This window comes from Piscicoccus intestinalis NBRC 104926, from assembly GCF_001515525.1.
In the GTDB taxonomy this organism is placed as follows: Bacteria; Actinomycetota; Actinomycetes; order Actinomycetales; family Dermatophilaceae; genus Kineosphaera; species Kineosphaera intestinalis.
Map to the genome: position 1 here is coordinate 1 of NZ_BCNQ01000004.1, position 20,713 is coordinate 20,713.

General features: G+C 71.3%; 14 protein-coding genes and 1 tRNA gene. 13 read left to right on the plus strand and 2 right to left on the minus strand.

Features of this window, described 5'->3' with window-relative positions; translation table 11 throughout:
• Positions 1–125: 125 nt before the first annotated feature.
• From trpB to PINTE_RS01640, 11 genes are all read left to right on the plus strand, one after another.
• Complete coding sequence (gene trpB / locus PINTE_RS01590) at positions 126–1,466, plus strand: tryptophan synthase subunit beta (RefSeq protein ID WP_373280130.1); 1,341 nt, start codon at positions 126–128, stop codon at positions 1,464–1,466.
• On the plus strand, positions 1,463–2,281 hold the full coding sequence (gene trpA, locus PINTE_RS01595; protein WP_068425297.1) for a tryptophan synthase subunit alpha: 819 nt from the start codon (positions 1,463–1,465) through the stop codon (positions 2,279–2,281). Before trpB ends, trpA begins: the two co-directional genes overlap by 4 nt.
• 74 nt (positions 2,282–2,355) lie before the next feature.
• Positions 2,356–2,826, plus strand: a complete 471-nt coding sequence (locus PINTE_RS01600) for a DoxX family protein (RefSeq protein ID WP_068425299.1) — start codon at positions 2,356–2,358, stop codon at positions 2,824–2,826.
• 93 nt (positions 2,827–2,919) lie between these two features.
• A complete protein-coding gene (locus PINTE_RS01605; RefSeq protein ID WP_068425303.1) occupies positions 2,920–3,705 on the plus strand; it encodes a DsbA family protein in 786 nt (261 codons plus the stop codon).
• A 13-nt stretch (positions 3,706–3,718) separates the two neighbouring features.
• On the plus strand, positions 3,719–4,639 hold the full coding sequence (lgt, locus tag PINTE_RS01610) for a prolipoprotein diacylglyceryl transferase (protein WP_068425306.1): 921 nt from the start codon (positions 3,719–3,721) through the stop codon (positions 4,637–4,639).
• A gap of 268 nt (positions 4,640–4,907) precedes the next feature.
• Positions 4,908–9,464 (plus strand): glutamate synthase large subunit, encoded by a 4,557-nt coding sequence (gene gltB / locus PINTE_RS01615; protein ID WP_068425310.1) that lies wholly within the window; start codon positions 4,908–4,910, stop codon positions 9,462–9,464.
• Positions 9,457–10,914, plus strand: coding sequence for a glutamate synthase subunit beta (locus PINTE_RS01620; protein WP_068425312.1), 1,458 nt, complete (start codon positions 9,457–9,459; stop codon positions 10,912–10,914). Before gltB ends, PINTE_RS01620 begins: the two co-directional genes overlap by 8 nt.
• 210 nt (positions 10,915–11,124) lie before the next feature.
• Positions 11,125–12,543: a pyruvate kinase gene (pyk, locus tag PINTE_RS01625; RefSeq protein WP_068425316.1), complete on the plus strand. Its 1,419-nt coding sequence runs from the start codon at positions 11,125–11,127 to the stop codon at positions 12,541–12,543.
• A gap of 61 nt (positions 12,544–12,604) precedes the next feature.
• Positions 12,605–12,687: transfer RNA gene (locus PINTE_RS01630), tRNA-Leu, on the plus strand.
• A gap of 419 nt (positions 12,688–13,106) precedes the next feature.
• The gene (locus PINTE_RS01635) at positions 13,107–13,781 is read left to right on the plus strand and encodes an ANTAR domain-containing response regulator (RefSeq protein WP_084343089.1); all 675 of its coding nucleotides are present in this window, start codon (positions 13,107–13,109) and stop codon (positions 13,779–13,781) included.
• Positions 13,782–14,065: 284 nt separating this feature from the next.
• Complete coding sequence (locus PINTE_RS01640) at positions 14,066–14,629, plus strand: GNAT family N-acetyltransferase (RefSeq protein ID WP_068425318.1); 564 nt, start codon at positions 14,066–14,068, stop codon at positions 14,627–14,629.
• Here the strand turns inward: PINTE_RS01640 and PINTE_RS01645 are convergent.
• A complete protein-coding gene (locus PINTE_RS01645; RefSeq protein WP_084343091.1) occupies positions 14,617–15,111 on the minus strand; it encodes a PaaI family thioesterase in 495 nt (164 codons plus the stop codon). The genes PINTE_RS01640 and PINTE_RS01645 overlap by 13 nt on opposite strands.
• 72 nt (positions 15,112–15,183) lie before the next feature.
• Here PINTE_RS01645 and polA point away from each other — a divergent pair, with 72 nt between their 5' ends.
• Positions 15,184–17,862, plus strand: a complete 2,679-nt coding sequence (gene polA, locus PINTE_RS01650; protein WP_068425323.1) for a DNA polymerase I — start codon at positions 15,184–15,186, stop codon at positions 17,860–17,862.
• 68 nt (positions 17,863–17,930) lie between these two features.
• Here polA and PINTE_RS01655 read toward each other — a convergent pair whose 3' ends face one another.
• Complete coding sequence (locus tag PINTE_RS01655) at positions 17,931–18,860, minus strand: class I SAM-dependent methyltransferase (RefSeq protein WP_084343092.1); 930 nt, start codon at positions 18,858–18,860, stop codon at positions 17,931–17,933.
• Positions 18,861–19,221: 361 nt separating this feature from the next.
• Between PINTE_RS01655 and rpsA the strand changes: the two genes are divergently transcribed.
• Positions 19,222–20,688 (plus strand): 30S ribosomal protein S1, encoded by a 1,467-nt coding sequence (rpsA, locus tag PINTE_RS01660; RefSeq protein WP_068425325.1) that lies wholly within the window; start codon positions 19,222–19,224, stop codon positions 20,686–20,688.
• Positions 20,689–20,713 lie beyond the last annotated feature (25 nt).

Sequence of the window (20,713 nt, forward strand, 5' to 3'; positions counted from 1 at the left end):
CCGCGGGCGCCCATCCCGCGGTGCGGCAGGGCGCCAAGCCCTGACGGGGCCACCAGCAAACAAGCAAGCCCGGCAGCCCAACAACCCCGACAAGCCCGACAGACAGCGGAGGCGAACGCGCCGCAATGACGCACTCATCTGACACAACCGACTCCGCAGACACTCACCCGTTGGGCCCGCAGGAGTTGGCGCAGCGCCTCGGTGACGCGGCCCGGCCCGGCATCGGCCGCTTCGGGGAGTTCGGCGGGCGGTACGTGCCCGAGGCCCTCGTGGCCGCCCTCGACGAGCTCGACGAGGCCCGCCTCAAGGCCGAGTACGACCCGGAGTTCACCGCCGAACTCACCCGCTTGCACCTGACCTACACCGGCCGCCCGAGCCTGCTCACCGAGGTGCCGCGGTTCGCCGAACACGCCGGGGGAGCGCGGATCTTCCTCAAGCGCGAGGACCTCAACCACACCGGTTCCCACAAGATCAACAACGTGCTCGGCCAGGCGCTGCTGACCAAGCGGATGGGCAAGACCCGCGTCATCGCCGAGACCGGAGCCGGTCAGCACGGCGTCGCGACCGCCACCGCCGCCGCGCTCATGGGGCTGGAGTGCGTCGTCTACATGGGGGAGCGCGACACGCAGCGCCAGGCGCTCAACGTCGCCCGCATGCGGCTGCTCGGCGCGCAGGTCGTCCCGGTGACCAACGGCAGCCGCACCCTCAAGGACGCGATCAACGAGGCGATGCGCGACTGGGTGACGAATGTGTCAACCACTCACTACGTCATCGGCACCGTCACCGGCCCGCACCCGTTCCCGGAGATGGTGCGCAACTTCCACCGGATCATCGGCGACGAGGCCCGCGCCCAGCTCATGTCCGAGATCGGCGCGCTTCCGGACGCGGTGTGCGCGTGCGTCGGCGGCGGCTCCAACGCGATGGGCATCTTCCACGCGTTCGTGCCGTTCGAGCAGGTGCGGCTGTACGGCTTCGAGGCCGGCGGCGAGGGCGTCGACTCCGGCCGGCACGCCGCGCGCTTCTCCGGCGGCACCCCCGGCGTGCTGCACGGCGCCGCGAGCTACCTGCTGCAGGACGACGACGGGCAGACCGTCGAGTCGCACTCGGTCTCCGCGGGGCTGGACTACCCCAGCGTCGGGCCCGAGCACGCCTACCTGCACGACACCGGCCGCGCCGAATACCGCCCGATCAGCGACGACGAGGCGATGGAGGCGTTCCGGCTGCTGTGCCGCACCGAGGGCATCATCCCGGCCATCGAGTCGAGCCACGCCCTGGCCGGGGCGCTGCAGGTCGGCCGCGAGCTCGGCGACGAGGCGGTCGTGCTCGTCAACCTCTCCGGCCGCGGCGACAAGGACGTCGACACCGCCGCCCGCTGGTTCGGTCTCATCGACGGCGACGACCTCGTCGAGGCGGAGAAGAAGAAGGCGGCCGAGCCCGTCGAGGACTCGGCGGGGAGCGGAGCATGACGCGCATCGAAGACGTGCTGGCGGCCACGAAGGAGCAGGGCCGCGCCGCGCTCATCGGCTACCTGCCCGTCGGCTACCCGAGCGTCGAGGGTTCGCTGGAGGCGATGACGGCGCTCGTGGAATCCGGCGTCGACATCGTCGAGGTCGGCTTTCCCTACAGCGACCCGCTGATGGACGGACCGGTCATCCAGGCCGCCGCGCAGCACGCCCTGGCGAACGGGGTGCGGCTGCGTGACGTCTTCCGGGCGGTCCGGGCCGTCACCGACGCCGGTGGCGCGGCGGTCGTCATGAGCTATTGGAACCCGATCCTCGCCTACGGGGTCGACCGGTTCGCCGCCGACCTGGCGGCCGCGGGCGGCAGCGGCATCATCACCCCGGACCTCATCCCGGACGAGGCGGGCGCGTGGCTGAGCGCCGCCGACGCCCACGGGCTGTGCCCGATCTTCCTGCTCGCCCCGAGCAGCACCACCGACCGCATCGCGATGACGACGAGCGTGTGCCGCGGCTTCGTGTACGCGGCCTCGCTCATGGGCGTCACCGGCGAGCGCACGAGCGTCGGGGAGGCGGCGGGGGCGCTCGTCGCGCGGGTCCGGGAGGCGACCGACGAGTCGCACCTGCCGATCTGCGTGGGCCTGGGTGTCTCCAACCGCGAGCAGGCCGCCCAGGTGGCGGCCTTCGCGGACGGCGTGATCGTCGGATCCGCGCTGGTCAAGGCCCTGGACCCGTCCAGGCCGTTCTCAGCGGCGCTGACTAGCCTGCGCGCCGGAGCGCGCGAGTTGCGCGCGGGGGTCGAGGAGGGACGGACACCACGATGAGCCGGAGCGCGACGCTGGAGGCACCCCCGGGCGGCCAGGGAGGTGGCCGAGGAGGTGGCCGAGGTGGCCGTCGGTTGCTCGGGTACGCCCCGGCCGACTGGATCGGTCTGGTCGCGCGGCTCGTGCTCGGTGGCGTGCTCATCGTCGCCGGCGGCCTCAAGGTCACCTCACCGCTCGTCTCCGCGCGGGCCGTGCAGGCCTACCAGATCTTCCCGTTCGACGTCGCCGCGTACATCGGCTACGCCCTGCCGGTCATCGAGATCATCGTCGGGGCCCTGCTCGTCGTCGGGCTGTTCACGCGCCCCGCGGCGATCGTCGGCACGCTGCTCATGGCCGCGTTCGTCGTCGGGATCGCCTCGGCCTGGGCGCGGGGGCTGACGATCGACTGCGGCTGCTTCGGCGGCGGCGGCCAGGTGGGGGAGTCGGAGACGACCTACGGTCTCGACCTGGCCCGCGACCTGGGCCTGGCCGCGCTCGGGGTCTGGCTCGTCGCGCGTCCTCGCTCGGCGTTCGCGCTCGACTCCCGCCTCGCGGGCGGAGCCTGAGCGATGGCGAAGGCTCGGCCGCGCACAATGGTTGTCGACACGAGTCGTCTCTGATCCCAACAGCATCCAGTTCGAACGCACGAGGAGCCCGACATGACCTCCGACCACCAGTCGAAGGCCGACCGCAGCAGCCGGCAGGCGAAGATCGACGCCGCCGGCCCGAAACCCAGCAAGGCGCGGCCGGTGCTCATCGTCACGGTGGTGCTGGTGACCCTGCTGGCCCTGGGCGCGGCGGTCTTCTTCGGCAGCCGTTCGAGCGCCCCCGACGCGTCCCCGGCCCCCTCCGGCAGCGCCGACTACCCGCCGAGCGCCACCGGTGCCGAGGGCGGCATCTCGGTCAACGCCGACAAGGTGCAGCAGAACACCCCGCGGCTGGACATCTACGAGGACTTCCAGTGCCCGGCGTGCCAGCAGATCGAGCGGGCCCTCGGCCCGACGATCAAGCAGATGGCCGACGCCGGTGAGGTGCAGGTCGTTTACCACATCAAGACGTTCCTCGACGCCAACCTGCGCAACGACGCCTCGATGCGGGCGAGCATCGGCGCGGCCTGCGCCGACGACGCCGGGCACTTCCAGGCGTACCACGACCAGGTCTACGGCAACCCGCCCGCGCAGGAGGGACAGGGCTGGACCGACGAGCAGCTGCAGCAGTTCGCCGGCTCCGCGGGCCTGAGCGGGCAGGCGCTGACCACGTGGCAGCAGTGCACCGCGCAGAAGAAGTACGAGGCGTACTTCCAGCGGGTCGAGGAGGCCACGGCCCGTGACGGCATCACGAGCACGCCGAGCTTCCGCGTCAACGGCAAGGACTTCAAGCTCGACGAGCAGCAGGTCTCCTCCGCCGAGGACTTCCGCACCAAGGTCCTCGCGGCCGGCAAGTGATCCCGGCCGGCCGATGATCCTCGCGAGCCTGCCGGCGCTGCCGGCGCAGATCCCGAGCCCGGCGCAGGGCGTCTGGTACCTCGGGCCGGTGCCGATCCGGGCCTACGCGCTGTGCATCCTCGCGGGCATCGTCGTCGCGGTCTGGTGGACCCAGAAACGGCTCGATGCGCGCGGTGGCCAACCCGGGCAGGTGCTCGACCTCGCGATGTGGGCGGTGCCGTTCGGCATCGTCGGGGGGCGGCTGTACCACGTCGTCTCCTCCTACCAGCCGTACTTCGGACCGGGCGGGAATCCCGTTGACGCGCTGAAGATCTGGCAGGGCGGCCTGGGGATCTGGGGCGCGGTGGCGCTGGGCGCGGTGGGCGCGATCATCGCCTGCCGCCGCTACGGCGTGCCGGTGCGCGACCTCGCCGACGCGGTCGCCCCGCCGCTGCTCGTCGCGCAGGCCGTCGGCCGGCTCGGCAACTGGTTCAACAACGAGTTGTACGGCGGCCCGACCGACCTGCCGTGGGGGCTGCAGATCCACGCGTGGAACCACGCGACGGGCCAGGCGGTGCGCGACGCCGCCGGCAGCCCCGTCGTCCTCGGCACGTTCCACCCGACGTTCCTCTACGAGGCGCTGTGGTGCCTGTTCGCGGCCGCCGTCATCGTGCTCATCGAGCGCCGCACCCGGCAGCCGCGCGGCGCCCTCATCGCCTGGTACCTCATGCTCTACACCCTCGGCCGCGGGGTCATCGAGAACGTGCGCATCGACGAGGCGAACCACGTGTTCGGGTTGCGCCTCAACGTGTGGACCTCGGTGGTCGTCTTCCTCGGCGGCGCCGCGCTGCTGGTCGGCCTGCGCCGTCGGGAGCGCGCCGAACGGGCGCAGCCTGAGCTGGGGCAACGCGAAAAACCCGAGCGGCGAAGCGGCGTCGGCGACGGGGTGGTGTAAGCGCCGTCTCGGGGTGCTGGCAGGATGACGCCACCGCACCTCCCCGCACCGCACGGTGGGCCGAGACCGATGTCAGCGACCGCTGAGCGGGTGACCGGCCTCCCGCCACGCTGAGACAGCCGTATCAGCATCTGAAAGTCTGCGTGTTCGGCGGCGCGCGGCCGTGAGTATTCTGTGCGTACTCGCGCGGCCGCCGTCGTCTTGCGCCCGGTGCCGGTGACCCTTCACCGGCGCTGCTCTTCATAGTCGATAAGGACGGTGGTTGCCGATGCCCGGCCCCCTCTTCACGTCCCAGCCCGCGGCCCAGGGCCTGTACGACCCGGCCTTCGAGCATGACGCGTGTGGTGTCGCGATGGTCGCCACGCTGCGCGGAACGGCCGGTCACGACATCGTCGAGCACGCCCTCACCGCGCTGCGCAACCTCGACCACCGCGGTGCCACCGGCGCCGACCCTCGGGTCGGCGACGGCGCCGGCATCCTCATCCAGACCCCCGACGCGTTCTTCCGCGATGTCATGACCGAGCAGGGCGTCGAGTTGCCGGCCGCCGGCGGGTACGCCGCGGGCATGGCCTTCCTGCCGATGGACGAGGCCGCGCGGGCCGCCGCCGTCGAGTCGGTCGAGCGCGTCGTCGGCGAGGAGAACCTGCGGGTGCTCGGTTGGCGCGAGGTGCCCGTCGACCGCGACCTCGTCGGCGACATGGCGCGCGACGTCATGCCGTACTTCGCCCAGCTGTTCGTCGCCCCCGTCGACGAGTCGGTGCGCGGCCTCGACCTCGAGCGGCTCACCTTCTGCGCCCGCAAGCGCGCGGAGAAGGACGCCGACGTCTACTTCCCGTCGCTGTCCGCGCGTACCCACGTGTACAAGGGCATGTTGACGACCGATCAGCTCTCGGAGTTCTACCCCGATCTGCTCGACGAGCGGATGGCCACCGAACTGGCCCTCGTCCACTCCCGCTTCTCGACGAACACGTTCCCCAGCTGGCCGCTGGCGCACCCGTACCGCCTCATCGCCCACAACGGCGAGATCAACACCGTGCGCGGCAACCGCAACTGGATGCACGCGCGCGAGTCGCTCATGGTCTCCGACGTCATCCCCGGCGACATCGAGCGGCTGTTCCCGATCTGTACCCCGGGTGCCTCCGACTCCGCGACCTTCGACGAGGTGCTCGAGCTGCTGCACCTGGGCGGCCGGTCGCTGCCGCACGCGGTGCTCATGATGATCCCCGAGGCGTGGGAGAACCACGCCGAGATGAGTCCGGCCCGTCGCGCGTTCTACGAGTTCCACGGCTCGTTCATGGAGCCCTGGGACGGACCCGCCTGCGTCGCGTTCACCGACGGCTCCCTCGTCGGCGCGGTGCTCGACCGCAACGGGCTGCGCCCCGGACGCTGGTGGGTCACCGACGACGGCCTCGTCGTGCTCGCCTCGGAGGCGGGCGTGCTGCCGATCGACGACGAGCACATCGTGCGCCGCGGCCGGCTCAAGCCGGGCCGCATGTTCCTCGTCGACACGCAGGCGGGCCGCCTCATCGAGGACGACGAGATCAAGTCGGAGCTCGCGGGGGAGCACCCCTACGAGGAGTGGCTGAAGGCCGGCAAGGTGCGCTTCGACGAGCTGCCCGAGCGCGAGCACATCCTGCACACGCCCTCGTCGGTGGCGCGCCGCCAGCAGACCTTCGGGTACACCCAGGAGGAGCTGCGGATCATCCTGTCGCCGATGGCCCGCACGGGCGGTGAGGCGCTCGGCTCGATGGGCACGGACACGCCGATCGCGGTGCTCTCGGCCCGTCCCCGGCTGCTCTTCGACTACTTCAGCCAGCTGTTCGCGCAGGTGACGAACCCGCCGCTGGACGCCATCCGCGAGGAGCTCGTCACGAGCCTGGGCACCTCGCTCGGCCCGGAGTTCAACATCCTCGACCCCGGTCCGGGTCACTGCGGCCAGATCGTGCTGCCGTTCCCGGTCATCGACAACGACGAGCTCGCGAAGATCGTGCACATCGACGAGGACGACTTCGGCGAGACCGACGGCCCGGCCCGCACCGTCGTCGTGTCCGGTCTGTACGAGGTGGCCGGCGGGGCCCGGGCCATGAAGTCGCGCCTTGAGATGATCTTCAAGGAGGTCTCCGCGGCGATCGGCCGGGGCGCCGAGTACATCGTGCTCTCCGACCGCGACTCCGACGCCGACCACGCGCCGATCCCGTCGCTGCTGCTCACGGCCGCGGTGCAGCACCACCTCATCCGCACCAAGCAGCGCACCCGCGTCGGCCTGGTCGTCGAGGCCGGTGACGTGCGCGAGGTGCACCACGTGGCGCTGCTCATCGGCTACGGCGCGGGCGCGGTCAACCCGTACCTGGCGATGGAGACCGTCGAAGACCTGGTGCGCCGGCGCGGCATCACCGAGGTCACCGCCGAGAAGGCGGTCGCCAACCTCATCAAGGCGCTCGGCAAGGGCGTGCTCAAGGTCATGTCGAAGATGGGCATCAGCGCCGTCTCCAGCTACCGCAGCGCGCAGGTCTTCGAGTGTGTGGGCCTGAGCAAGGAGGTCGTCGACGCCTACTTCACGGGCACGACGAGCCGGCTCGGCGGCGTCGGGCTGGAGTCGATCGCGGCCGACGTCGCGGCCCGGCACGCGCAGGCCTTCCCCAAGGACGGCATCAGCCCCAGCCACCGCGTGCTCAACATCGGCGGCGAGTACCAGTGGCGCCGCGAGGGCGAGCCGCACCTGTTCGACCCGGAGACGGTCTTCCGCCTGCAGCACAGCACGCGCAACCGCCGCTACGACATCTTCAAGCAGTACACCCAGCGGGTGAACGACCAGTCCCACCGGCTCATGACGCTGCGCGGGCTGTTCGAGTTCGACTCCGACCGGCCGAGCATCCCGCTCGAGGAAGTCGAGCCTGTCAGCGAGATCGTCAAGCGGTTCAACACCGGCGCGATGAGCTACGGGTCGATCTCCAAGGAGGCCCACGAGACCCTCGCGATCGCGATGAACCACCTCGGCGGGCGCTCCAACACCGGCGAGGGCGGCGAGGACCCCGAGCGGCTCCTGGACCCGGAGCGGCGCAGCGCGATCAAGCAGGTCGCCTCCGGCCGGTTCGGCGTGACGAGCCTGTACCTGACGCACAGCGACGACATCCAGATCAAGATGGCCCAGGGCGCCAAGCCCGGCGAGGGCGGCCAGCTGCCCGGCCCGAAGGTGTACCCGTGGGTGGCGCGCACCCGGCACTCCACGCCGGGAGTCGGGCTCATCAGCCCGCCGCCGCACCACGACATCTACTCGATCGAGGACCTGGCCCAGCTGATCCACGACCTGAAGAACGCCAACCCGGCGGCGCGCGTGCACGTCAAGCTCGTCTCCGAGGTCGGCGTCGGCACGGTCGCGACCGGCGTGAGCAAGGCCCACGCCGACGTCGTGCTCATCTCCGGGCACGACGGCGGCACCGGTGCTTCGCCGCTGACGTCGCTCAAGCACGCCGGCGGACCGTGGGAGCTGGGGCTGGCCGAGACCCAGCAGACGCTCATCCTCAACGGGCTGCGCGACCGCATCGTCGTGCAGACCGACGGGCAGCTCAAGACCGGCCGCGACGTCGTCATCGCCGCGCTGCTGGGCGCCGAGGAGTTCGGTTTCGCGACCGCGCCGCTGGTCGTCTCCGGCTGCGTGATGATGCGCGTCTGCCACCTCGACACGTGCCCGGTGGGCGTCGCCACGCAGAACCCCGAGTTGCGGGCCCGCTTCTCCGGCAAGCCCGAGTTCGTCGAGACGTTCTTCGAGTACATCGCCACCGAGGTGCGCGAGCTGCTCGCCGAGCTCGGCTTCCGCTCGATCGAGGAGGCCGTCGGCCACACGTCGATCCTGCGCAAGGGCGCCGCGATCGAGCACTGGAAGGCGTCGGGGCTCGACCTGTCGCCGATCTTCGCGGAGGCCGTGCCGACCGACTCCCAGACGCGCTACTGCTCGAAGGAGCAGGACCACTCGCTCGACAAGGCGCTCGACAACGAGCTCATCGCGCAGGCGGCCCCGGCCATCGAGCGCGGCGAAAAGGTGACGATCGAGACGGGCGTGCGCAACGTCAACCGCACGGTCGGCACGATGCTCGGGCACCACGTCACGAAGGCCCACCCCGACGGGCTGCCCGACGACACGATCGACGTGACGCTGACCGGGCAGGCCGGGCAGTCGTTCGGCGCGTTCCTGCCGCGCGGTGTCACGCTGCGACTCGTCGGCGAGGCCAACGACTACACCGGCAAGGGACTGTCGGGCGGGCGCGTCGTCGTCCGGCCGTCGGGCGTCTCCCCGGTGCTCGCGGAGGCCAACGTCATCGCCGGCAACGTCGTCGCCTATGGCGCGACGAGCGGCGAGATCTTCCTGCGCGGCCAGGTGGGCGAGCGCTTCTGCGTGCGCAACTCCGGCGCGACCGCGGTCGTCGAGGGCGTCGGCGACCACGGCTGCGAGTACATGACCGGCGGCACGGCCCTCGTGCTCGGCCGGATCGGGCGCAACTTCGCGGCCGGCATGTCCGGCGGCGTCGCCTACGTGCTAGACATCATCAGCGAACGGGTCAACACCGAGCTGGTCGACGTGCTGCCGCTGCGGCCGACCGACCTCGACGTCGTGGCGACCCTGCTGCGCAAGCACGCCGACGAGACCGGCTCCGCGGTCGCGGCCACGCTGCTGGCCGACTGGCCCGAGCAGAGCCAGCGCATCAGCCTCGTGCTGCCGCGCGACTACCAGCGGGTGCTCGACGTGCGGGCCGCGGCCGCCGACGAGGGCCTGGATCTCGACGGCAACCAGGTGTGGAACCGGATCATGGAGGCATCCCGTGGCTGACCCCCGAGGCTTTCTCAAGAACCGCGAGCGGGAACTGCCCGCCCGCCGTCCCGTGCCCGTGCGCATCAAGGACTGGAACGAGGTCTACGAGCCGCAGCCCGTCGAGGAACTGCGGCAGCAGGCGGGCCGCTGCATGGACTGCGGCATCCCGTTCTGTCACTCCGGCTGCCCGCTGGGCAACCTCATCCCGGAGTGGAACAACTTCGCCTGGCAGGGCCGCTGGCCCGACGCGATCGAGCGGCTGCACGCGACGAACAACTTTCCGGAGTTCACCGGGCGGCTGTGCCCAGCGCCGTGCGAGACGTCGTGCGTGCTCGGCATCAACCAGCCGCCGGTGACGATCAAGCAGGTCGAGGTGACGACCATCGAGCGCGCCTTCGACGACGGCCGGGTCGTGCCGGTGCCGCCGGAGCGGCTCAACGGCCGCACCGTCGCCGTCATCGGCTCCGGGCCGGCGGGTCTGGCCACGGCCCAGCAGCTGACCCGCAGCGGGCACACCGTCGCGGTCTTCGAGCGCGCCGACAAGCCGGGCGGCCTGCTGCGCTACGGCATCCCGGAGTTCAAGATGGAGAAGCACGTGCTCGACCGGCGCCTCGCGCAGATGCGCGCCGAGGGCACCCGCTTCCGCAGCGGCGTCGACGTCGGCACCGAGGTGACCGGCGCGCAGCTGCGGCGCCGCTACGACGCGGTCGTGCTCGCGATCGGGTCGACGGTGCCGCGTGGGCTGAACGTGCCCGGCTCCGACCTCGACGGGGTCGTGCAGTCCATGACCTACCTGCCGCAGTCGAACCGGGTCTCGCTCGGCCAGAGCGTGCCCGACCAGATCGTCGCCACCGACAAGGACGTCGTCGTCATCGGAGGCGGTGACACCGGAGCCGACTGCATCGGCACGGCCCACCGTCAGGGCGCCCGGTCGGTGACGTCGCTGGAGATCATGCCGCGGCCGGGGGAGGAGCGCGCCCCCGGGCAGCCGTGGCCCACGTACCCCATGCTGTTCCGCGTCGCAAGCGCGCACGAGGAGGGCGGCGAGCGGGTCTACGCCGCGAGCACCAAGGAGATCCTCGGCGACGAGCACGGCAAGGTCAGCGGTTTGCGACTGGTCGAGGTGGCCTTCGAGAACGGCACGTTCACCGAGGTCGAGGGCACCGAGCGGGTCATCCCGGCGCAGCTCGTGCTGCTCGCCATGGGCTTCCTCGGGCCGCAGCGTGAGGGCCTCGTCGAGCAGCTGGGGGTCGAGCTCGACGAGCGCGGCAACATCCGGCGCGACGAGAACTTCATGACGAGCCAGCCCGGCGTGTTCGTCGCCGGCGACGCCGGCCGCGGTCAGTCGCTCATCGTGTGGGCCATTGCCGAGGGCCGCAGTGCCGCGCAAGGCGTGGACGCGTGGCTCACCGGCTCCTCGACGCTGCCCCGTCCGATCTCCCCGACCGAACGGCCGCTGGTGGTCTGACCCGCGGCTCGACGTTGCGCAATTGTGCTCTGCGCGACGGCGTGACAGCTGGTCGGCAACGGCCCCGGTGCGACGCAGCGGGGCCGTTGCCGTGCCGTCACACGCTGTTTTCCAGCAGGTTTCTGAATCGTGGCAGCCAGCGCAGTTGGAGCGAGCGACGGAGCACCCTCGATGCGGCCCGAGCGGGCCGGGGGCCATAGACTGGAGCCCATGCGTCGCGCCAAGATCGTCAGCACTCTGGGGCCGGCAGTGGCCACCCCGGAGGCCATCCGTCAGCTCGTCGATGCGGGCATGGATGTCGCCCGGATCAACCGCTCCCACGGCAGCCAGGAGGAGCACGCCCAGCAGATCCAGTGGGTCCGCGAGGCCAGCGAGGCCAGCGGCCGCGCGGTCGCCGTGCTCGTCGACCTGCAGGGCCCCAAGATCCGCACCACCCGCTTCTCCGGCGGCCCGGTCAATCTCGCCGTCGGCGACCGGTTCACGATCACCATCAACGAGGTCGACGGCAACAAGGAGCGCGTGGGCACCACGTTCAAGGGCCTGCCCGGTGACGTGCGCCCGGGTGACAGCCTCCTCATCGACGACGGCAAGATCGCCCTGCGCGCCCTCGAGGTCACCGACACCGACGTGATCACCGAGGTCGTCGAGGGCGGCGTCGTCTCCAACAACAAGGGCATCAACCTGCCCGGCGTCGCCGTCAGCGTGCCGGCCCTGTCCGAGAAGGACGAGGAAGACCTGCGCTGGGGGCTGCGCGAGGGCGCCGACTTCATCGCCTTGTCGTTCGTGCGGGACGCCCGCGACATCGACCGCTGCCACGAGATCATGGACGAGGAGGGCATCCGCCGCCCCGTCGTGGCGAAGATCGAGAAGCCGCAGGCCGTCGCCAACCTCTACGAGATCGTGCGCGCGTTCGACGGCATCATGGTGGCCCGCGGCGACCTCGGGGTGGAGATGCCGCTCGAAGAGGTGCCGCTGGTGCAGAAGCGCGCTATCGAACTCGCCCGCAGCCAGGCCAAGCCGGTGATCGTCGCCACCCAGGTGTTGGAGTCGATGATCGAGAACCCCCGCCCGACCCGCGCGGAGGCCAGCGACTGCGCGAACGCCGTGCTCGACGGAACCGACGCGATCATGCTGTCCGGGGAGACCTCGGTGGGCGCTTGGCCGATCATCGCCGTGAAGACGATGGCCCGGATCATCGAGAACACCGAGGATCACGGTCTGGCCCGCATCCGCGGCCTGACGACCCAGCCGTCGACGACCGGCGGTGCCGTCACCCGCGCCGCCGCCCAGATCGGGGAGGCGCTGCACGCGAAGTACCTCGTCGTGTTCACGACGTCCGGTGACTCCGCGCGCCGCATGTCGCGGGTCCGCCCCGCCCTGCCCATGCTCGCGTTCTCCCAGGACCCGCAGACCCGGCGGCGGCTCGCGCTCACGTGGGGCATCCAGACGTTCGACGTGCCCGACGTCAAGGACGTGCGTGACCTTGTGACCGGCACCGACGAGGTGCTGCAGTCGTACGGCGGCTGCACCGAGGGTGACGTGGTCGTCATCGTGGCCGGCACGTCGGCCGGGGTGAGCGGCACGACGAACATGCTGCAGGTGCACCGCGTCGGGGTGCTGGGCACCTGAGAAACGTGGAATCGGTCGGTGCGCTTGCCGGGTTATGCTCGGCACGGCGCACCAGCCGCCCGCCGGGGTGGTGGAATGGCAGACACGGGGCACTCAAAATGCTCTGACCTCACGGTCGTGCGGGTTCAAGTCCCGCTCCCGGCACAGCTGAACGATCCCGGCACGACGCCCGCCGACACGGGCGACGTGCCGGGATTAGCATTCGGCGGGGATCCGCGGGGCGATTCGGGCTCCCGGCGGGCGCGTTCTTCGCGCGAAAGTCACGGGCCCTCTTGGCCAGCCCGCTTGATCGGCCGGTGCCATCGACGCTTAGGCTTGGCATCGTGACCAACGCGCAAACCCCTGCGGAGAACGAGCCGAACGGCAGCACACCGCTCGGTGCCGACCAGCCCTCGCCGGCGCCGACCGCGCGCGGCGGGCGCGTCAGCCGCGGGACGAAGGCGGACGAGGCCGCCAAGCCGGCCCGCAAGACGGCCAAGAAGGCCGCCAAGAAGACCCCGGCCACGCCGAAGGCGCCCGACACGCCGAAGGCGCCCGACACCCCGGCCGCCGGCGCGGCTCCGGTGACCCCCGAACCCGCGGACACCGCCTCCGCCGCCGGGCCGCCGGCTCCGGGCACGCCGACGGCACCCGAGGAGTCGGCCGCGACCAGTGAGGGTGCCGGGCTGCGGGTGGTCGTCGCCGAGGACGAGGCCCTCATCCGTCTCGACCTCGCCGAGATGCTCGAAGACGCCGGCTACCAGGTCGTCGGTCAGGCCCCGGACGGGCAGCAGGCCGTCGAACTCATCCGCGAACACCGCCCCGACCTCGTCGTCATGGACGTCAAGATGCCCGTGCTCGACGGCATCAGCGCCGCGCAGATCGTCGGCAAGGAGCACCTGGCCCCGGTGGTCATGCTCACGGCCTTCAGCGACAAGGACCTCGTCGAGCGCGCCCGCGACGCCGGGGTCATGGCCTACGTCGTCAAGCCGTTCACCATCGACGACCTGCGCCCGGCGCTCGACATCGCCCGCTCGCGCTGGGACGAGATGCGTTCCCTGGAAGCGGAGATCGCCGACCTCGGCGAGCGCCTCGAGACCCGCAAGGCCGTCGACCGCGCCAAGGGCGTGCTGATGACGCAGCTCAAGCTCAGCGAGCCCGACGCGTTCCGCTGGATCCAGAAGACGGCGATGGATCGCCGCCTCGGCATGCGTGAGGTCGCCGAGGCCGTCATCAACGGTCTCCCCGGCAAGCGCTGACCCGCATCTGGCCCGGGCCCCGTGCCCGAGCCCTCCGATGAACCAGGTGGTGCGTTTCCTTCCGCTGCCGGGCCCGCGCCCATATGCTCGGGGCGTCGACCTGAACGCACGATCAGCGGCTTTCGAGGTCGTCGGCGCCCGCTCCGCCTCTCCCCAGGGCCGGACCGCGTGCGGCCGACCGGACCCCACCCTCGGACCGCGAGGTTCGTGACGTACAGTCGGCGTCGCGGTGACCCCCTGCACCGTTCGGATCGGAGCTGATCATGCATTCCCCTGCGTCTGCAGTGACGGTCTCGCCCCTCACGGACGAGCTGTTCGACGCGTTCGCCCACCTGTGGGTGGAGCGTCGTCACGACGCCGGTCTCTCGCGCGAAGCCGCGCAGCGGGCCGTGCTCGAGGGCCGCCTGGAGCGGGCCGCCCACCGCGACGGCGTCGTCGTCTTCCTGGCCCTCTCCGGCGGCGAGGCCGTCGGCTACGCCTGGGTCTACGACCAGGCCACGTCGATTCTGCTCGACACGCCCTCGATGGCGGTCGAGGAGCTCTTCGTGCTGCCCGGATCCCGGCGCCGCGGCGTCGCCCGGTCGCTGCTGCTGGCCGTCGGGGCCCGCGCCCAACGGTGCGGGGCCGACCACGTGACCGCGTCGCTGCCGAACCAGGCCCGCGAGGCGAACCGCATCTTCGCCCGGCTGGGTTTCGCCCCGCAGGTGACCCGCCGGATCGCGCCGACCAGCCTGCTCATGCGTCGGCTGCGGGGCATGGAGGCGTCGCCGTTGGAGAACCTCATGATCAACCGGCGGCGCTCCCTGCGCGCCCGCGGCCGCCGGCAGGAGAGCGCCTACTCCGGCTGAGCCGGCGTCCGTTCCTGCTGCTTCTCCGTCTGCCGCTCCTTCTGATTCGCCCCGTTCGCCGGGCGCAGCAGGCACGTGAGCCGGGACGAGCACACCGCGGCGCCGTCGTCGTCGGTGATGGCGATGGCGTAGGTCGCGACCGACCCGCCGCGGTGCAGCGGCTCGGCCACCGCGTGCACGCGCCCTGCTCGCACCGCTCGATGGTGGGTGCAGTTGAGGTCGACGCCCACGGCGATCCGGTCGCGGCCGGCGTGCAGCGCGGCCGCGACCGAGCCGACGGTCTCCGCGAGCACCGCCGACGCCCCGCCGTGCAGCAACCCGTACGGCTGGGTGTTGCCCTCGACCGGCATGCTCGCCGTGACCTGATCGGCGTCGGCGTGCGTCACCTCGATGCCCATCCGCTCCAGGAGCGTGCCGCGGCCGTGCAGGAGCGCCGCCAGCCCGCCCGCGGCGTCCGGCTCCTGCTGTGAATCGGGGGTCATGCGTTCACCCAGCCTTTCGTCGTGGCCGACCGTGCCCGGATCTTGTCGGTACCGCAGCTTAGGCTGCCACCTGTGAGCCGATTGCTTCTTCTCGACGGACATTCGATGGCCTACCGGGCCTTCTTCGCGCTGCCCGCGGAGAACTTCTCCACGAGCTCGGGCCAGACGACGAACGCCGTCTACGGCTTCACCTCGATGCTCATCAACATGCTGCGCGACGAGGAGCCCACCCACGTCGGGGTGGCGTTCGACCTGTCCCGGCAGACGTTTCGCACCGAGGCGTACCAGGAGTACAAGGCCACCCGCTCGGCCACGCCCGACGCGTTCCGCGGGCAGGTGCCGCTCGTGCAGGAGGTGCTCGACGCGCTGCGCATCCCGCACGTCTCGGTCGCCGGCTACGAGGCCGACGACATCATCGCCACGCTCACCACGCAGGCGGTCGCCGCCGGCATGGAGGTGCTCATCGTCTCCGGAGACCGCGACGCCTTCCAGCTCGTCGGGCCGCAGACCACCCTGCTGTACCCGGTGCGCGGCGTCTCGGAGGTCGCGCGGATGACCCCCGCGGCGGTCGAGGCCAAGTACGGCGTGCCCCCGGAGCGCTACAGCGACCTCGCGGCCCTCGTCGGCGAGACCTCCGACAACCTGCCCGGCGTGCCCGGGGTCGGGCCGAAGACCGCGGCCAAGTGGCTGGGGCAGTTCGGTGACCTCACCGGGCTTGTCGCGGGCGCCGACTCCATCAAGGGCAAGGCGGGGGAGTCGCTGCGCGCCCACCTGGGTCAGGTGCTGACCAACCGGCGGCTCAACGAGCTGGTCCGCGACGTCGACCTGCCGCTGGGCGTCGACGACCTCGCCCGGCGCACGTGGGACCGCGACGAGGTGCACACGGTCTTCGACGGGCTGCAGTTCGGCGTGCAGATGCGCGATCGGCTGTTCGCGCTGCAGACCGCGGAGCCGGAGGCGCAGGAGGGCTTCGACCTCGACGGAGACGTGCTCGCCCCCGGCGAGCTGGGCGGTTGGCTCGCCGAACAGGCCGGGCCGGGGGTGCGCACCGGTGTCGAGGTCGTCGGGCAGTGGGCCCGGGGCGCCGGCGACGCCGAGGGGGTGGCGTTCGCGGCGGGGGAGGCGTCGGCGTACGTCGAGGTCACCCGGCTGACTCCGGACGACGACCGGGCGCTGGCCCAGTGGCTGGCCGACCCGCAGCGGCCGAAGGTGCTGCACGACGCGAAGGCGCAGCTGCACCAGTTGCAGGCGCGCGGCTGGACGGTTCGGGGCGTCGTCGCCGACACCGCCTTGGCCGCCTACATCGCCCGGCCCGACCAGCGCAGCTACGACCTGGCCGACCTGTCGCTGCGGCACCTGCACCGCGAGCTGCGCACCGAGGCCGGCGACGCGGGCGCGGCCGGGCAGGGCATGCTCGCGCTCGAGCTCGCCGAGAACGAGACGGCGAACACCGCCATGGTGCGGGCCGCGGCGGTGCTCGACCTGTCGACGGTGCTCGACACCGTGCTCGCCGACACCGCCCAGACCGACCTGCTCACCGCCGTCGAACTGCCGCTCGTCGACATCCTCGCGACGATGGAACGCGTCGGCGTCGCCGTCGACATCGACCAGATGCGCTCGTTGGAGGCCGATTTCGCCGACAAGGTGGCCACCGCTCAGGCCGACGCGTGGAACGCGATCGGGGGCGAGCAGGTCAACCTCGGCTCGCCCAAGCAGCTGCAGGTCGTGCTCTTCGAGACCCTCGACCTGCCGAAGACCCGCCGCACGAAGACCGGGTACACCACCGACGCCGAGGCGCTCGCCGACCTGTTCGCCAAGACCGAGCACCCGTTTCTCGAGGCGCTGCTGCGCCACCGCGACGCGACCCGCCTGCGCGTGACCGTCGAGGGGCTGCTGAAGTCGGTCGCCGACGACGCCCGCATCCACACGACGTACGTGCAGACCGTTGCGGCGACCGGCCGGCTCTCCTCGGTCGACCCCAACCTGCAGAACATCCCGATCCGCACCGAGGAGGGGCGCCGCATCCGCGACGTCTTCGTCGTCGGCGACGGGTACGAGAGCCTCATGTCGGCCGACTACAGCCAGATCGAGATGCGGATCATGGCGCATCTGTCCGGCGACCCCGGGCTCATCGAGGCGTTCCGCTCCGGGGAAGACCTGCACCGGTTCGTCGGGTCGCGGGTGTTCGGCGTCGAGCCGGCCGACGTCAACAACGAGCAGCGGGCCAAGATCAAGGCCATGTCGTACGGGCTCGCCTACGGGCTGTCGGCCTTCGGGCTGTCGCGGCAGCTGGGCATCACGCCCGGCGAGGCGACCGGGCTCATGGAGGGCTACTTCGAGCGGTTCGGCGGCGTGCGCGACTACCTGCGGGAGATCGTCGCCACCGCCCGGCAGACCGGGTACACCGAGACGATGCTCGGGCGCCGCCGCTACCTGCCCGACCTCACCGCCGACAACCGGCAGCGCCGGGAGATGGCCGAGCGCATGGCGCTCAACGCCCCGATCCAGGGGTCGGCGGCCGACATCATGAAGGTCGCCATGCTCCGGGTCGACGCCGCGCTCGGCGAGGCGGGCGCCCGCTCCCGGGTGCTGCTGCAGGTGCACGACGAACTCGTCCTCGAGATCGCCGCCGGCGAGCGCGCCGACGTCGAGGCGCTCGTGCGCGAGCAGATGGGCGACGCCGTGACGATGGACGTGCCGCTGGAGGTGCACGTCGGCGTCGGACGCAGCTGGCACGACGCCGAGCACTGAGGCTGACGCGGCCCGGTGCTCGGGCCGGGGCCGGGCGTTGAGGCCGGGGGCCCCGCTCCCGGGCGCGTTCAGGCCGGGCGCCGGGCGACCCAGATGATCGTGCCCGGCAGGTACTCGCCGCGCAGCGGGCTCCAGCCGCCCCAGGTCTGCGGGTTGTGCGGCGGCCACCGCGGCTCGCGCAGCTGCTCCAACGTCAGGCCCGCGGCGACGATCTGCGCGACCCGGCTCTCGATCGTCGGGTGCGTCTCGGCGTACGTCAGCGCGCCGCGGGCGTCGCGCTCGGTGTAGGCGCGCCGGTCCCAGTACGGCGTCACGGCCGTGAGCCCCTCGTGCCCGGGCACGTCCGGAAAACACCAGCGGATCGGATGCGGTTCGGCGGCCACGAGCCGGCCACCGGGGCGCAGCACCCGGGCCGCCTCCGCGAAGAAGGCGCCCCCGTCGGCGACGAACGGCAACACCCCGTAGGCGGTGAAGACGACGTCGAACGACTCGTCCGCGAAGGGCAGGGCGCACCCGTCGCACTGCACGAGCGGCACCGCGCCGTCGCGGGCCGTGTCGATGCGGCGCGCCGCGGCCAGCATGCCGCCGGACAGGTCGCTCGCGACCACCCGCGCCCCGAGACCGGCCACGTACCGGGAGCCCTGGGCCGCACCGGCTCCGACCTCGAGCACGTCGCGCCCGGCCACCGGCCCGAGCAGCCCCAACTCCGACTCCCGCCAGCCCTCCGGACCCCAGACCAGCTCCGCGTCGCCGAGAAACGCGCCGTGCTCGTCGTAGTAGTCGGCGGCGTTGGCGTCCCACCAGCCGCGGTTGGCCCGCACCGCCTCCGCCGCGTCAACCGGCGCCCGCGTCACCGTGGGCACGTCGTCGGGGCGGGGCAGGGAATGCCCGTCGTCATCGAGGCGTTGACGCTCCTCGACAGGGTGCGACCCGCGGGCCTCTCGGGCCTCTCGCGACTTGCGGGCAGCGCGGGTGTCGGTCGGTTCGCTGGACGGCATGGTGCCAGTCTGCCCTCCGGGCCGAACGCGCCGAACGTGACGAACGGGCCGAATCACCCCCGAGAAGCCGCCTGGGTACACAGGTTTTGCGCCATCCGCGTGACGGTCGGTAGTGTTATCAAGAGCACACGTCTGTCCGCCGCCGACGACTCGCCCGAGACACGGGCCCGTGCGTCCGGCGGTTTCGTGTGTTCGGCGCTGGCTCAGCGGCGCGGGTGCAGGCCCGGGTCCGGAGCCCGTTTCACACCCTGTCCATCCAGGGCGATCGTGCCGTCACCGGCTGCAAACGCCGACAAACGTCTGCAGTCGTCTGCGTCACGGCGCCCCTCGAACACAACTGTCCATCGGAGCCCCTACATACATGACTGCCACCACGGCTACAGCTCAGATCGCGATCAACGACATCGGGTCGGAGGAAGACCTGATCGCGGCGATCGATTCCACGATCAAGCATTTCAATGACGGCGACATCGTCGAAGGTGTCATCGTCAAGGTCGACCGGGACGAGGTTCTCCTCGACATCGGGTACAAGACCGAGGGTGTCATTCCCTCCCGCGAACTTTCCATCAAGCACGATGTCGACCCCGACGAGGTCGTCACCGTGGGTGACGAGGTCGAGGCCCTGGTTCTCCAGAAGGAGGACAAGGAAGGCCGCCTCATCCTGTCCAAGAAGCGTGCGCAGTACGAGCGGGCGTGGGGCACCATCGAGAAGGTCAAGGAAGAGGACGGGGTCGTCACCGGCACCGTCATCGAGGTCGTCAAGGGCGGCCTGATCCTCGACATCGGGCTCCGGGGCTTCCTGCCTGCCTCCCTCGTCGAGATGCGCCGGGTCCGTGACCTGCAGCCGTACGTCGGCAAGGAGATCGAGGCCAAGATCATCGAGCTCGACAAGAACCGCAACAACGTGGTGCTGTCGCGTCGGGCGTGGCTCGAGCAGACCCAGTCCGAGGTGCGCACGACGTTCCTCAAGGAGCTGCAGAAGGGTCAGGTGCGCTCCGGCGTCGTCTCCTCGATCGTCAACTTCGGCGCGTTCGTCGACCTCGGTGGGGTCGACGGGCTCGTGCACGTCTCCGAGCTGTCCTGGAAGCACATCGACCACCCGTCCGAGGTCGTCGAGGTCGGCCAGGAGGTCACGGTCGAGGTGCTCGACGTCGACATGGACCGCGAGCGGGTCTCGCTGTCGCTGAAGGCGACCCAGGAAGACCCGTGGCAGCACTTCGCCCGCACCCACGCGATCGGTCAGGTCGTGCCGGGCAAGGTCACCAAGCTCGTTCCGTTCGGTGCGTTCGTGCGCGTCGACGACGGCATCGAGGGCCTGGTGCACATCTCCGAGCTGGCTGAGCGTCACGTCGAGCTGCCGGAGCAGGTCGTCACCGTCGGCGGCGACATCTTCGTCAAGGTCATCGACATCGACCTCGAGCGTCGCCGCATCAGCCTGAGCCTGAAGCAGGCCAACGACGCCGCGATCGGGAACGCCGAGTTCGACCCGACGCTGTACGGCATGGCGGCGGAGTACGACGAGCAGGGCAACTACAAGTACCCCGAGGGCTTCGACCCGGAGGCGAACGAGTGGCTGCCCGGCCACGAGGAGCAGCGCGAGCGCTGGGAGAAGCAGTACGCCGAGGCGCACGAACGCTGGGAGGCGCACCGCGCGCAGGTCGAGGAGGCCCTCAAGGCCGACGCCGAGGCCGCCGCGTCCGGCGAGACCGCCGCTCCGACCTCCTACTCCTCCGGTTCGCAGGACTCCGGTCAGGTCAGCGCCGCCGAGGGCACCCTCGCCTCCGACGCCGCGCTCGCCGCGCTTCGCGAGAAGCTCACCGGCCACTGAGTCGTCCTTAGCCGAGACTGAGTCG

Coding starts and splice junctions, on each gene's coding strand:
- trpB (WP_373280130.1), top strand. CDS start 126: ATGACGCACTCATCTGACACAACCGACTCCGCAGACACTCACCCGTTG.
- rpsA (WP_068425325.1), top strand. CDS start 19,222: ATGACTGCCACCACGGCTACAGCTCAGATCGCGATCAACGACATCGGG.
- pyk (WP_068425316.1), top strand. CDS start 11,125: ATGCGTCGCGCCAAGATCGTCAGCACTCTGGGGCCGGCAGTGGCCACC.
- PINTE_RS01655 (WP_084343092.1), bottom strand. CDS start 18,860: ATGCCGTCCAGCGAACCGACCGACACCCGCGCTGCCCGCAAGTCGCGA.
- trpA (WP_068425297.1), top strand. CDS start 1,463: ATGACGCGCATCGAAGACGTGCTGGCGGCCACGAAGGAGCAGGGCCGC.
- PINTE_RS01645 (WP_084343091.1), bottom strand. CDS start 15,111: ATGACCCCCGATTCACAGCAGGAGCCGGACGCCGCGGGCGGGCTGGCG.
- PINTE_RS01605 (WP_068425303.1), top strand. CDS start 2,920: ATGACCTCCGACCACCAGTCGAAGGCCGACCGCAGCAGCCGGCAGGCG.
- gltB (WP_068425310.1), top strand. CDS start 4,908: ATGCCCGGCCCCCTCTTCACGTCCCAGCCCGCGGCCCAGGGCCTGTAC.
- lgt (WP_068425306.1), top strand. CDS start 3,719: ATGATCCTCGCGAGCCTGCCGGCGCTGCCGGCGCAGATCCCGAGCCCG.